This is a genomic window from Flavobacterium anhuiense (genome assembly GCF_050990855.1).
Classification (GTDB): Bacteria; Bacteroidota; Bacteroidia; order Flavobacteriales; family Flavobacteriaceae; genus Flavobacterium; species Flavobacterium anhuiense_C.
In genome coordinates, this window is sequence record NZ_CP158861.1 from 613,159 (window position 1) to 625,812 (window position 12,654).

General features: G+C 34.6%; 12 protein-coding genes. 10 read left to right on the top strand and 2 right to left on the bottom strand.

Annotated features, from left to right (window positions below):
• Positions 1–146 precede the first annotated feature (146 nt).
• Together asnS and rpoN are read left to right on the top strand one after the other, a co-directional pair.
• Positions 147–1,592 carry an asparagine--tRNA ligase gene (gene asnS / locus ABTV69_RS02920; protein WP_433834095.1) on the top strand — a complete coding sequence of 482 codons (1,446 nt, stop codon included), beginning with the start codon at positions 147–149 and terminating at the stop codon, positions 1,590–1,592.
• A gap of 147 nt (positions 1,593–1,739) precedes the next feature.
• On the top strand, positions 1,740–3,200 hold the full coding sequence (gene rpoN / locus ABTV69_RS02925) for an RNA polymerase factor sigma-54 (RefSeq protein ID WP_433834097.1): 1,461 nt from the start codon (positions 1,740–1,742) through the stop codon (positions 3,198–3,200).
• Positions 3,201–3,611: 411 nt separating this feature from the next.
• Here the strand turns inward: rpoN and ABTV69_RS02930 are convergent, their stop codons facing one another.
• Together ABTV69_RS02930 and ABTV69_RS02935 are read right to left on the bottom strand one after the other, a co-directional pair.
• Positions 3,612–4,031 (bottom strand): hypothetical protein, encoded by a 420-nt coding sequence (locus ABTV69_RS02930; RefSeq protein WP_433834099.1) that lies wholly within the window; start codon positions 4,029–4,031, stop codon positions 3,612–3,614.
• A gap of 44 nt (positions 4,032–4,075) precedes the next feature.
• Positions 4,076–4,666, bottom strand: a complete 591-nt coding sequence (locus tag ABTV69_RS02935) for a thymidine kinase (RefSeq protein ID WP_095928508.1) — start codon at positions 4,664–4,666, stop codon at positions 4,076–4,078.
• A gap of 237 nt (positions 4,667–4,903) precedes the next feature.
• On the opposite strand from ABTV69_RS02935, the gene ABTV69_RS02940 reads away from it, so the two are divergent.
• The 8 genes from ABTV69_RS02940 (at position 4,904) to ABTV69_RS02975 (ending at position 12,629) form a co-directional block, all read left to right on the top strand.
• Positions 4,904–5,965: a hypothetical protein gene (locus ABTV69_RS02940; RefSeq protein WP_433834101.1), complete on the top strand. Its 1,062-nt coding sequence runs from the start codon at positions 4,904–4,906 to the stop codon at positions 5,963–5,965.
• Between the two features lie 48 nt (positions 5,966–6,013).
• Positions 6,014–6,733 carry a 16S rRNA (cytidine(1402)-2'-O)-methyltransferase gene (rsmI, locus tag ABTV69_RS02945; protein WP_119793215.1) on the top strand — a complete coding sequence of 240 codons (720 nt, stop codon included), beginning with the start codon at positions 6,014–6,016 and terminating at the stop codon, positions 6,731–6,733.
• A gap of 196 nt (positions 6,734–6,929) precedes the next feature.
• Positions 6,930–7,274 carry a HopJ type III effector protein gene (locus ABTV69_RS02950; protein WP_113676677.1) on the top strand — a complete coding sequence of 115 codons (345 nt, stop codon included), beginning with the start codon at positions 6,930–6,932 and terminating at the stop codon, positions 7,272–7,274.
• Between the two features lie 225 nt (positions 7,275–7,499).
• A complete protein-coding gene (gene recJ / locus ABTV69_RS02955; RefSeq protein WP_433834104.1) occupies positions 7,500–9,203 on the top strand; it encodes a single-stranded-DNA-specific exonuclease RecJ in 1,704 nt (567 codons plus the stop codon).
• On the top strand, positions 9,190–10,473 hold the full coding sequence (locus tag ABTV69_RS02960) for an MFS transporter (RefSeq protein ID WP_433834106.1): 1,284 nt from the start codon (positions 9,190–9,192) through the stop codon (positions 10,471–10,473). Before recJ ends, ABTV69_RS02960 begins: the two co-directional genes overlap by 14 nt.
• 222 nt (positions 10,474–10,695) lie before the next feature.
• Positions 10,696–11,610 (top strand): alpha/beta fold hydrolase, encoded by a 915-nt coding sequence (locus ABTV69_RS02965; RefSeq protein ID WP_433834108.1) that lies wholly within the window; start codon positions 10,696–10,698, stop codon positions 11,608–11,610.
• A gap of 155 nt (positions 11,611–11,765) precedes the next feature.
• Positions 11,766–12,122 (top strand): hypothetical protein, encoded by a 357-nt coding sequence (locus tag ABTV69_RS02970; RefSeq protein WP_433834110.1) that lies wholly within the window; start codon positions 11,766–11,768, stop codon positions 12,120–12,122.
• Positions 12,123–12,272: 150 nt separating this feature from the next.
• Complete coding sequence (locus ABTV69_RS02975; protein ID WP_111287111.1) at positions 12,273–12,629, top strand: hypothetical protein; 357 nt, start codon at positions 12,273–12,275, stop codon at positions 12,627–12,629.
• Positions 12,630–12,654 lie beyond the last annotated feature (25 nt).

Sequence of the window (12,654 nt, forward strand, 5' to 3'; positions counted from 1 at the left end):
ATAATTTACACGAACAAATACTATAACAATAAAAGGAGCATGAAACAGCTTCAAAAATTAATTATTATCGATTATATTTGCAATTCGATATAAAAAACACTGGTTTTAATTAATCTAAAATCAGCAATCTAAAATCTAAAATTAAAATGAAACACACAAAAGTTAGAGACTTATTAAACAGTACGACGACGTTACAGGAAGTGAATGCAAAAGGTTGGGTGAGAACTTTTAGAAATAATCAGTTCATCGCTTTAAATGACGGTTCTACAATTAATAATATTCAATGTGTTGTTGATTTTGAAAATACACCAGAAGAGACTTTAAAAAGAATCACTACTGGAGCTGCTGTTTCTGTAATTGGGACTTTAGTTGAAAGTAAAGGTGCTGGTCAGAAATACGAAATTCAGGTTTCTAAATTGGAAATCCTTGGAGATTCTGATGCAGAGAAATTCCCAATGCAGCCTAAAAAGCACTCTTTAGAATTTTTACGTGAAAACGCTCACTTGCGCGTGCGTACAAATGCTTTTGGTGCAATTATGCGTGTGCGTTCGGTATTGTCTTATGCAGTTCACAGCTATTTCCAACAAAAAGGTTTCGTGTATGTAAACACGCCAATCATTACTGGAGCTGATGCTGAAGGTGCTGGAGAAATGTTTCAAGTAACTTCTTTGCCACTTGACAATTTGCCAAAAAATGAAGAAGGAAACATCGATTTCAAAAAAGATTTCTTCGGAAAACATACAAACCTTACCGTTTCTGGACAATTAGAAGGAGAAACTTTTGCAATGGCTTTGGGTCAGATTTATACTTTTGGACCAACGTTTAGAGCAGAAAACTCAAACACTTCTCGTCACTTAGCAGAATTCTGGATGATTGAGCCCGAAGTTGCTTTCAACGACTTGGATGACAACATGGATTTGGCAGAAGATTTTATTCAGTATGTAATTAAATATGCTTTAGACAACTGTAAAGACGATTTGAAATTCTTAGAAGGAAGACTTTTAGAAGAAGAAAAATCAAAACCACAGGCAGAAAGAAGCGAAATGGCGTTGTTAGAAAAACTAAACTTCGTTTTAGAAAACAACTTCAAACGTGTTTCTTATACTGAGGCAATCGACATTTTAAGAGATTCAACTCCAAATAAAAAGAAGAAATTCCAATACCTTATCACAGAATGGGGAGCTGATTTACAATCAGAGCACGAGCGTTATTTAGTAGAAAAACACTTTAAATGTCCGGTAATTTTATACGATTACCCAGCAAACATCAAAGCGTTTTACATGCGTTTGAACGACAACACAGAACCAGGAAGAGAAACAGTTCGCGCCATGGACATCCTTTTCCCTGGAATTGGAGAAATCGTTGGTGGTTCTGAAAGAGAAGAACGTTACGATGTTCTGGTTCAGAAAATGGAAGCACTTGGAATTGACAAAGAAGAATTATACTGGTACTTAGATACAAGAAGATTCGGTTCTGCAACACACGCAGGTTTCGGTTTAGGATTTGAGCGTTTAGTATTGTTTGTAACAGGAATGACAAACATTAGAGACGTAATTCCTTTCCCAAGAACTCCAGGCAGCGCGGAATTTTAATCGATTAGTTTAAAATGTTTCAAGTTTCAGGTTTCAAGTTATTGGAGCTTGAACTAAAATAATAATATTTGTTTCAGGTTTCAGGTTTCAGGTTGTGGCACGTTCTTCAACTTGAAACTTGAAACTTGAAACTTTTAACAAAAACACATGCTAAAGCAATTTTTAAATTTAAAATTATCCCAAAAATTATCTCCACAGCAAATTCAGCTGATGAAGTTAATTCAATTGCCTACGCAAGCTTTTGAACAACGTTTATTAGAAGAAATGAACGAAAATCCGGCGCTTGAAGCTGGAAAAGAAGAAGAATACGAAGCTGATGAATATGCTAACGACGACTACGACGATTATGATGACAACGAATCAGACAGAATCGAAGCAGACGACATCAACATTGATGAATACTTAAGCGACGACGACACACCTGATTACAAAACTCAGGTAAACAATTATAGCGATGATGAAGAACGCGAAACACCTTTTGCGGCTCCGATAAGTTTTCATCAGGATTTAATCAATCAGTTGAATACCTTTATTTTGAATGATGAAGAGCGTGAAATCGCTGAATTCTTAGTTGGAAGTATTGACGATATGGGTTACATCCGCAGAAGCATTCCAGACATTGTTGACGACATGGCTTTTACTCAGGGAATTTACACTGACGAAGCAATGGTTGAAAAAATGATGACCGTGATTCACGAACTAGAACCTTCGGGAGTTGGTGCGCGTGACTTGCAGGAATGCCTATTGCTTCAGTTAAAACATAAAACTCCAACTGAATATGTTGATTTAGCGATTGACATTATCGAAAATCAGTTTGATGCTTTTACAAAGAAACATTACGACAAATTATTACAGAAATACAGCGTTTCAAACGAACAGCTTAAAAAAGCAATTCACGAAATTGAACGTTTGAATCCAAAACCTGGTGGTTCTTTTACAGGAAATAATAAAGTAACCGAAAACATTGTTCCAGACTTTGCCATCAGAATTGTAGATGGTGAACTTGAACTGACTTTAAACGGGCGTAACGCTCCTTCCCTGCACGTTTCTAAAGATTATCAGGAAATGATGCAGACGTACAAAGAATCACGCGATAAATCGACTGCTCAAAAAGATGCAGTTCAATTTATCAAACAAAAACTGGATTCTGCAAAATGGTTTATCGATGCGATTAGACAACGCCAAGAAACTCTTTTTGTAACCATGAATGCGATCATGCATTATCAAGAAGAATATTTCTTAGACGGCGACGAAACCAAATTAAAACCAATGATCTTAAAAGACATTGCAGATATGGTTGGTTTGGATATTTCGACGATTTCACGTGTGGCAAACAGCAAATATGTTGAAACACCATACGGAACGAAACTGATTAAGGAATTCTTCTCTGAAGCCATGAAAAATGATCAGGGAGAAGATGTTTCAACTCTTGAAATCAAAAAGATTCTTCAAAACACAATTGAGGAAGAAGATAAGAGAAAACCGCTTCCAGACGATCAATTGGCAGAAATCTTAAAAGAAAAAGGATATCCAATTGCGAGAAGAACAATTGCAAAATACCGCGAACAGCTTGATATTCCGGTTGCTAGAATGAGAAAGAAGATTTAATTTTCTTTTTAAACCATATAAGAAATATAAGGTCATTTAAATAATAAAGCCGACAAATTAAAATTTGTCGGCTTTATTATTTTTGCTTTCTCACATCTTCTGCATCTTCTACATTTGCACGTTTCGTCATTTTCATGTTTTCATATACTAAACTGGACTGAAGTCCAGCCCTACAATATGGCATGTTCCTTCGGAACTAGAAAAGAGCCGGAGGCTCTATGTATATTGTAGGGCCGGACTTTAGTCCGGTTTTACATGGTTTTACATGGTTTTACATGGTTTTACACGGTTTACGCGTTCTACATGATTTAAATATTTTGTTTGGATTGTTTGATGATTTAAATTATCAATAAATACAAAACCCGCTAGATTTAAAAATCTAGTGGGTTTACGAAATATATTAAAATTAATTTATTTGTATTGATCTGGCTGAATCTTCACATCAAACAAAAAAGCTTTCTTTTTATCGGTATAATGATAAATCAAATCGTAATCATTATCTCTAAAAACCTTTAAGCCAGGATTTGCTTTGGCAGTACTGATCAGACTTTTTGCAATTTCTTCTTGAATCACATTTATTTCGGCCGTTTCTTTTGCAACATTCAACAAAGTCAAATTGTACTGAACCACTCTCTCTTCAGGCAAACTCACACTATCAAGCCGCATTCCTTCCTGAATATTTAACGGACAGCTTTTATTATATTTTGCTACCAACTCCACTACTTCAGTATTTACTTCATCTGCATTTTCGGCAAGATAAAACTGAAAATAAGCGACAAAAACCACAGCAATTCCAATCAATATCAACAATAAAACATTCTGTTTTCTCATACTTTCTATTTTTATTAAAAGGCCTTCATAAGTGGTGTTCAGATTTACTTTTCCTGATTCTTTTTCATGGCATTAAAATACGCTGCACGGCTAAGTGGCTCGTATTCTTCTGTTTCACCAAGCATTACTAATTTATCGTTGGCTGTTTTTCTAAAACTATAATTGGCTAGATTTCCTGTGCGTGTACAAACGGCGTGAACCTTCGTTACATATTCTGCAGTTGCCATAAGTCCAGGCATTGGTCCAAACGGATTTCCTTTAAAATCCATATCCAAACCTGCTACAATCACACGGATTCCTTGATTTGCCAAATCGTTGCAAACGGTAATAATTTCATCATCAAAAAACTGCGCCTCGTCTATACCAATTACATCGCATCCTTGCGCTAAAATTAAGATATTAGCCGCCGCAGGAACGGGTGTAGAACGAATTTCGTTGGCATCATGAGACACGACCATTTCGTCATGATAACGGGTATCAATAGCAGGTTTAAAGATTTCGACTCTTTGTTTGGCAAATTGGGCGCGCTTTAATCTTCGGATCAGCTCCTCGGTTTTACCCGAAAACATTGATCCACAAATAACTTCAATCCAACCAAATTGTTCTTTGTGATTTACTGTATTTTCGAGAAACATTTTGTATTTTTCTACCTTTAAAAATGAATAGTTTTTATTACTTTGTACTGGCAATAAATTGATGTAAAAATGTGCTGTTTTACATTTTTTCAAAAGTAGAAAATTTTTATCAAACCTTAAATTCGCGAAAGCGTATTAACAGAAATAAAAAATTATCTTTTGAATTTCCTTAAGAATAGCGACATTCAGACATCAAAACACACTAAAATACCTTATTCACTATAATTTTCAACAGTTATGAAAAAAAAATTGGAAGCTGATTTAATTAGCATTGCACATCGAATTTTAAAACTTAAAAACAAATCCGATATCAATCAATTGTACCTTGAAACTCAGAAATTATACGAGAAATTAGCAGTATTAAAGTTTGTAGAAGAAAATTTCGATGCTGCAAAACCAACAATCGGACAAAGCGATATCACTTCTGAATTGGAATCTATTTTCGATAAAGAAAAAATTATTCCGACTTTAATTGAAAACGAAACACCAGTTACCGAGAAAGTAATTGCGCTTGAGGAATCTTATGAGCCTGAAATTTCAGAAGAAAAACCGGCAGAAATTCTTGAAGCTGTTGAACCAATTGTTGAAGTTGAGGAACCAGCAATTGCACAAACTGTTGAACCAATCGCTGCTGAAGTTATTGAAACTATTGAACCAGTTGCAGAAGTTGAAGAACCTGTAATTGAAGACATTGTCGAGCCAATTGCTGAAAAGGTAGAAGAAACTGAAAAACCAATCGATGATTTTTCCTTTACAACAGTAAGCGAGTTGAAACCAATTCCTGATTTCAAACCTGCTTTTGAATTAGAAGTAGAAGAAATTAAAGAAGAACCAAAAGTTGAGGCAAAAGCAGAAACTCCTATACAGCCAACGATTCAATTTGAAGATTTCGGAATTAATTATGCCGATGCACAGTTTGTAAAAGTAGATAGTTTTGAAGCTGTTCCTCCTGTAAAAACACCTTCAATAAATGATTTTAAGGAAGAAAAAAAGGAAGAGAAAAAAGTAGAAACTGCGATTCTTGAAACTCCCATACAATCAAAACCGGTTAGTTTGAACGAAAAATTAGCGAGAGGTTTTCATATTGATTTGAATGACAGAATTGCTTTTACTAAAAACCTTTTCGGAAATAGCACTGAAGATTACAGTAGAGTTTTAAACCAACTTTTAACTTTTGATTCTTATACTGAAGCGCAAGAATTTATTGAAAACATGGTAAAACCAGATTATAATAATTGGGAAGGAAAAGACGATTACGCGGAGCGTTTTATGGGCATCATTGAGAAAAAATTCTCGTAAATTTCACTTTTCACAAATTACATTTTACATTTTCACGAATAAAAAAATATGTCAAAATTATATATCGTTCCAACGCCAATTGGCAATCTTGAAGACATGACTTTTAGAGCCATTCGGGTTTTGAAAGAAGTCGATTTGATTTTGGCGGAAGACACACGCACAAGCGGAAAATTGTTAAAGCATTTTGAAATTGGCACGCACATGCACAGCCATCATATGCATAACGAACATAAAACAACTGAGAATTTAATTGCCCGTTTGAAAGCTGGTGAAACTATCGCTTTGATTTCAGACGCTGGAACTCCAGCCATTTCAGATCCTGGATTTTTATTAACGCGCGCTTGCGTAGAAAATAAAATTGAGGTAGAATGTCTTCCTGGAGCAACGGCTTTTGTCCCTGCTCTTGTAAACAGCGGACTACCAAATGATAAATTTGTTTTTGAAGGTTTCCTTCCTGATAAGAAAGGCCGTCAAACTCGATTTTTGGCTTTAGCCGAAGAAACCCGAACGATGATTTTATACGTTTCTCCACATAAACTCGTTAAAACTTTAAGTGAATTTGTCCAATATTTTGGTGAAGACAGACAAGTTTGCGTTTCGCGTGAATTATCAAAATTACACGAAGAAAACGTTCGTGGAACAGCAAAAGAAGTTTTAGCACATTTTGAAAAAACAGCACCAAGAGGAGAAATCGTTGTGGTTGTTGCGGGAAAAACAATAGAAAAAGAAGCCAAAAAAAGTAAATATTCAAAAGACGAAGAAGAATAAATAATTATTTCAGCCACAGATTAAAATGATTAACACAGATTAATTACAAAAGTTTGCCACAACTCGAGCGATAGCGAACAGGCGAAGCAATTACACGAATTAACACGAATTGAATTTGTGGAAATTGGTGAAATTCGTGGCAAAAAAAATCATTATAATCCTTTTAATCTGTGGCAAAAAAAAACAAACCCACAATATGAGCATTCAAGCCTTTTTAGAAAAAGTAAAACAAACGCCAACACAAATCACATTTCCTGAAACTATTGCAGTAATTGAAGAAAACTACAACTTTACTCCAACTGCTTTTCAAAACGGAACACAACATAACGCAGCAGGCGAAAATTCAGGTTCTTGCAAATTGTTTTCTTTCGCAAAACTGCAGAATTTAAACAAAGAAGAAACACTAGCTTGTTTTGGAGCTTTCTACTTTGAAGAAGTTTTAGGCGATCCAAACGGAACAAATCACCAAAATATTAGAAATTTCATCAACTTAGGTTGGGACGGAATTCAGTTTGAAGGAAATGCTTTAGAAGCGAAATAATTTTAGATTTCAGATCGTAGATTTTAGATTTTTAAATTCTACATCTTGAACTCGGCAAACTTTGTCAAAGTTTAAAACTTTGACAAAGTTGAAACCAAATATTCTTCCACAAATTAAAAAATCCTTTCAAATCATTTTAATCTGTGGCAAAACAAAAAAATTACCAGTTTAGATTAAACGGTTTCCAAAATCTGAAATCTAACATCTAAAATCTACAATTAAAAAATGCGCTGGACATTAAAACCAAAACCTTCTGAAGAAAAAATCAAACATTTGGCACAAGCTCTAAATGTAGAAGATTTTGTAGCAACTCTTTTGATTCAGCGAGGAATTGAAACTTTTGATGAAGCGAAAACTTTCTTTCGCCCATCTTTAAAACATCTGCACGATCCGTATTTAATGAAAGATATGGACAAAGCCGTTGCCCGAATCGAACAAGCTATCGAAAACCAAGAAAACATCATGGTTTTCGGAGATTATGATGTTGATGGAACAACAGCGGTTTCTTTGGTTTCTTCCTATTTAAAATCGCACTATCCCAATATTGACACTTACATTCCTGATCGCTATGCTGAGGGCTATGGTGTTTCATATAAAGGAATTGATTACGCAGACGACAACGGAATTTCTCTAATCATCGCGCTCGATTGCGGCATCAAATCGATTGATCATATCGCCTATGCAAAAGCAAAAAACATCGATTTTATTGTTTGCGATCATCACCGCCCAGGAGAATTTCTTCCAGATGCCGTTGCCGTTTTAGATCCCAAAAGAGAAGACTGCTTCTACCCTTACGATGAATTGTGCGGTTGTGGAGTTGGTTTTAAACTGATTCAAGCTTTAGGCCAAAATAGAAATGAAACTATTGAAGATTTAGTTCCGTATCTGGATTTGGTTGCTACTGCAATTGCTGCCGATATTGTTCCGATTACGGGAGAAAATCGTGTTTTAGCACATTTCGGATTGAAAGTCATTAACAGCGAACCAAGACCCGGAATTAAAGCTTTGACACATCAGGTAAAAAAGAAAGTTCTTGATATTACGGATGTCGTTTTTATTATTTCACCAAGAATTAATGCCGCAGGAAGAATCAAACACGGCAATCATGCTGTCGAATTATTAACTGAATTCAATTTTGAACAAGCACAGCAATTTGCTTCAGAAATTGAACAATATAACGCAGACCGAAAAGATTTAGATAAAAAAATTACCAAAGAAGCTTTCCAACAAATTATAGAAAATAACGAAGAAGAACGTTTCTCGACTGTTGTTTTTCAAGAAGACTGGCACAAAGGCGTGATCGGAATTGTAGCTTCAAGATTAATCGAAACATACTATCGCCCAACCTTGGTTTTCACTAAAAGTGGCGACAAATATGCAGCCTCTGCCCGATCTGTAAAAGGATTTGATGTTTATAATGCACTAGACGCCTGCGCCGAACATTTGGAACAATTTGGAGGCCACATGTATGCGGCGGGAATGACTTTAAAAGCAGAAAACTATCAGACTTTTAAAAATGCTTTCGAGAAACAGGTTTCAGAAACCATCTTACCAGAAATGCTTACTCCAGAAATCGAAATCGATGCCGAAATCAATTTCTCTGATATAACACCAAAATTAATTCGAATCTTAAAACAATTCGAACCTTTTGGACCTCAGAATATGACGCCTGTTTTTATGACTGAAAATGCGATTGATACAGGTTACGCTAAAACTTTGGGTGCAGAAGAAGAACATTTAAGACTTTTTGCCAAACAACATAATTCTGATGGAATCGCTGCAATTGGCTTTGGACTCGGAAAAAAATTAAATATTGTAAAAAATCAAAATCCGTTTCAGTTGGCTTATTGCATTGCCGAAAACGAATGGAATGGAACGGTTTCAACACAGCTTATGCTGAAAGACATTAGAACAAATGGAAGAAATTAAATCAAGCAAGCCAGATCCGTATCAGGCACTTCGCTATAGAGAATTCAACATATTTTTATTATTGCGTTTTGCAATGGTTTTTGCTTGGTCCATGCAATTTATTGTAATAGAATGGGAAGTTTATAGTTTAACCAAAAACCCACTTTCTTTAGGAATTATTGGTTTAATGGAAATCATTCCTGCCGTTTCAATGTCATTGTTTGCAGGACATATTGTAGACCAAAGAGAAAAGAAAAGCTTATTGGTAAAATGTATTTTAGGATTTTCAGTGATTAGTTTTGGACTTTTCTTGTTGACTTGGCCAAAAGTAGTTGGAGGTTGGTCTACCCATTTTATTTTATATTCTATTTATGCTTTAGTATTTTTTGGAGGAATCGTTCGTTCTTTTATGGGACCAACTATTTTTTCCCTTTTATCACTAATCATTCCTAAAAAAGTATATCCAAATGCTGCAACTTGGAGCAGTTCGGTTTGGCAAATTGGAGCGGTTATGGGACCTGCATTGGCTGGATTCTCTATTAACTGGATTGGCGTTCATTGGTCAATGTGTTTGGTTTTCGGATTTTCGATTCTTTCGTTAATTGCCTTATCGCAAATCAGTCAAAAACCAATTATAAATCCGAAAATGGGAGAATCTATGAAAGACAGTCTTATGGAGGGTATAACTTTTGTATTTAAAAACAAAATTGTTTTGGGTGCACTTTCATTAGATATGATTGCGGTACTTTTTGGAGGCGCCGTTGCATTATTGCCCGTTTTCGCTCAAGACATCTTAAAAGTAGGTTCTGAGGGTTTCGGAATTCTAAGAGCCGCTCCTGCTGTGGGTGCTTTTATCACGATGCTCGTTTCTGCTTATGTGCCTTTGTATGAAAATGCAGGAAAGAAACTTTTAATTGCCATTTTTGTTTTCGGATTATCTATCATTCTATTTGGATTATCAACTTATTTCTGGCTTTCTGTTTTCGCGTTATTTTTAAGTGGATTGGCTGATGGTATTTCTGTAGTAATTCGTCAAACTATTTTACAGCTAAAAACTCCAGATCACATGCGTGGACGCGTTGGTGCGGTAAACTCTATTTTTGTTGGATCTTCTAACGAATTAGGTGCTTTTGAAAGTGGTGCAACTGCCAAAATGATGGGCGCGGTAACTTCTGTTGTTTTTGGAGGAAGTGTTACACTTTTAACCGTAATTTTCACCGCATTGAAATCGCCAACATTTAGAAATTTAGATCTGAAAAGAGATATGGATGAACACCATAAATTGGAATAAATAATTAAACCATATAAGGCATATAAGTTTAACCGTTAGCAATTATAATTTGAATAAATAGCACGCGGATAAAACGGATTTACTTTGTAACAACGCGGACAAAAACGGATTTTTTTTCTTTATACAAACCCGTTTTTTGTCCGCGTTTTCGTGATAACGAATCTGTGTAATCCGCGTTAAAATTTGTACTGTTTTAATCCGCACAAAATTCCATCTATATACATGAAATTATTAGTAACCGTTTTATTTCTTACTATTTCGCTTTTCGCGAAAGCACAAAATCTTTACATTAAAACCTACGGAAACGAAAAGAATAAAACCATAATTTTTATTCATGGCGGGCCAAGTGGCAATGCGACTTTGTTTGAAGGAACAACAGCTCAAAAACTAGCCGATCAAGGTTTTTATGTCATTGCCTACGACCGAAGAGGCGAAGGAAGATCTGCAGATCCTGATGCTAAATTTACTTATGAAGAAGCTTTTCAGGATTTAAACTCTATTTATAAAAAATATCATTTAAAAAAAGCAGTTCTCTTGGGGCATAGTTTTGGCGGTTTGGTTGCTACACTTTATACAAATAAATATCCGCAAAATGTGAGTGCTTTGGTTTTGGCTGGCGCTTTGTTTTCGCAACAGGAAACTTATGATCATATTTTAAATTCAATAAAAAAAATACATAAAGGAGATTCCAAAACGCTAAATAAAATAGCTTATGTAGAAAAACTCGATAAAAATTCTGCAGGATATAGAAAACATTGTTTCGACTTGGCAAGCGATGAAAATTATTTTAAAATGCCAAAACCAACAAAAGCTTCCAAAAAGCTATATGCCGATTATGAAGCTGGGGAATTTTATAAAACCAATATTCGAAATAAGAATGCGCCATTAGTTTTTTATCAAAATGAAAAACAAAACAACATCGATAGCAAACCTTTTCTAAAGAAAATCAAAGCGGCTGGAGTTCCTATTTATGGCATTTACGGAAAGGAAGATGGCGTTTTTTCATTGGCACAAATCAATTCTTTGAAAGCTATAACAGGCGAAAAACACTTTGCCTTCCTTGATAATTGCTCACATTATTTATTTGTTGACCAACAGGCAGCGTTTCTTTCAAACTTAAAAAAATGGCTGAAATAATGGATCAGATTCCATTAAAAAAAGAAAATTTACAAATCCAACATAAAGAGCTAAAAATCAATTTACTAATACTGATTTTTAGCTTTTTTTTATGCTTTTGTTAATCAAGTATTAATACAAAGTCTCTGTATCTTTGTAGCCTAAAAAAAATTGTCATGAAGGACATTGAACAGATATACAGAAACGATTTTGGAATTTCATTTTATTGGAAAGAAGGCAACGAAATTATATCAGATAAAATTCAGTTGCTTTTTAAACAAATGGGATTTTATTTTTCAGTTCAAGAATTAAATGAATTTCACGATTTAATCGAAGATTGCGTAACAGACCACAATGATTACGATTCACGTGGAATAAAACGTGCCTTCGATAAATTTTTATTGAAGACACCCTATGTTGCTATAGATTTAGAAATATCACCAATTGAATTAAATTCTATAAAAGACTTGGTAGACGGTTCTTTATTTCGACTTCATCTCAACGAATATATTTATGGTTCTGGAATGAACTAAAAATTTCTGTTTCTACTCTACTCGATAGATTCTGACATTTATTGCTGTTTAGCTACTGGCTAGACGAAAAGATTTTTCAAACTTTTATGATTTTTTTATTTAGAATTAATTTAAATAATATTTATATTTGTTGAAATTAAAGGATTTACGATGAGAGAAATTGAACAAATATATCATAATAACTTTGGAATAGCTTTTTACTGGAAAGATCACAATACTACGATTTCAGACAAAGTACAATTGGTTTTTAAAGAAACTGGCTTTTATTTTACAGTTCAAGAATTGAATCAATTTTGCGATTTGATCGAAGATAGCATGATCGAAAACTCTTGTTGTGAAGCTTGCGAAATGAAATATTCTTGCCACAAATTTTTATTAAAAACACCATGTAACTCGATAGATTTGGCTGTAAATATGACCGAATTAAAATCGATTAAAGATTTGGTTGAAGGTTCTTTATTCAAAATTGAGCTTGATGAATATGTTTACGGAGTCGGCATGAATTAAGAAGCATTCTAAATATTTTAACATC

What these genes read in the sequence shown, in the direction of transcription:
- ABTV69_RS02935 (WP_095928508.1), bottom strand. Translation starts at nt 4,666, where the DNA reads ATGTTTCTCGAAAATACAGTAAATCACAAAGAACAATTTGGTTGGATT.
- ABTV69_RS02940 (WP_433834101.1), top strand. Translation starts at nt 4,904, where the DNA reads ATGAAAAAAAAATTGGAAGCTGATTTAATTAGCATTGCACATCGAATT.
- recJ (WP_433834104.1), top strand. Translation starts at nt 7,500, where the DNA reads ATGCGCTGGACATTAAAACCAAAACCTTCTGAAGAAAAAATCAAACAT.
- ABTV69_RS02970 (WP_433834110.1), top strand. Translation starts at nt 11,766, where the DNA reads ATGAAGGACATTGAACAGATATACAGAAACGATTTTGGAATTTCATTT.
- rsmI (WP_119793215.1), top strand. Translation starts at nt 6,014, where the DNA reads ATGTCAAAATTATATATCGTTCCAACGCCAATTGGCAATCTTGAAGAC.
- ABTV69_RS02950 (WP_113676677.1), top strand. Translation starts at nt 6,930, where the DNA reads ATGAGCATTCAAGCCTTTTTAGAAAAAGTAAAACAAACGCCAACACAA.
- asnS (WP_433834095.1), top strand. Translation starts at nt 147, where the DNA reads ATGAAACACACAAAAGTTAGAGACTTATTAAACAGTACGACGACGTTA.
- ABTV69_RS02965 (WP_433834108.1), top strand. Translation starts at nt 10,696, where the DNA reads ATGAAATTATTAGTAACCGTTTTATTTCTTACTATTTCGCTTTTCGCG.
- rpoN (WP_433834097.1), top strand. Translation starts at nt 1,740, where the DNA reads ATGCTAAAGCAATTTTTAAATTTAAAATTATCCCAAAAATTATCTCCA.
- ABTV69_RS02960 (WP_433834106.1), top strand. Translation starts at nt 9,190, where the DNA reads ATGGAAGAAATTAAATCAAGCAAGCCAGATCCGTATCAGGCACTTCGC.
- ABTV69_RS02975 (WP_111287111.1), top strand. Translation starts at nt 12,273, where the DNA reads ATGAGAGAAATTGAACAAATATATCATAATAACTTTGGAATAGCTTTT.
- ABTV69_RS02930 (WP_433834099.1), bottom strand. Translation starts at nt 4,031, where the DNA reads ATGAGAAAACAGAATGTTTTATTGTTGATATTGATTGGAATTGCTGTG.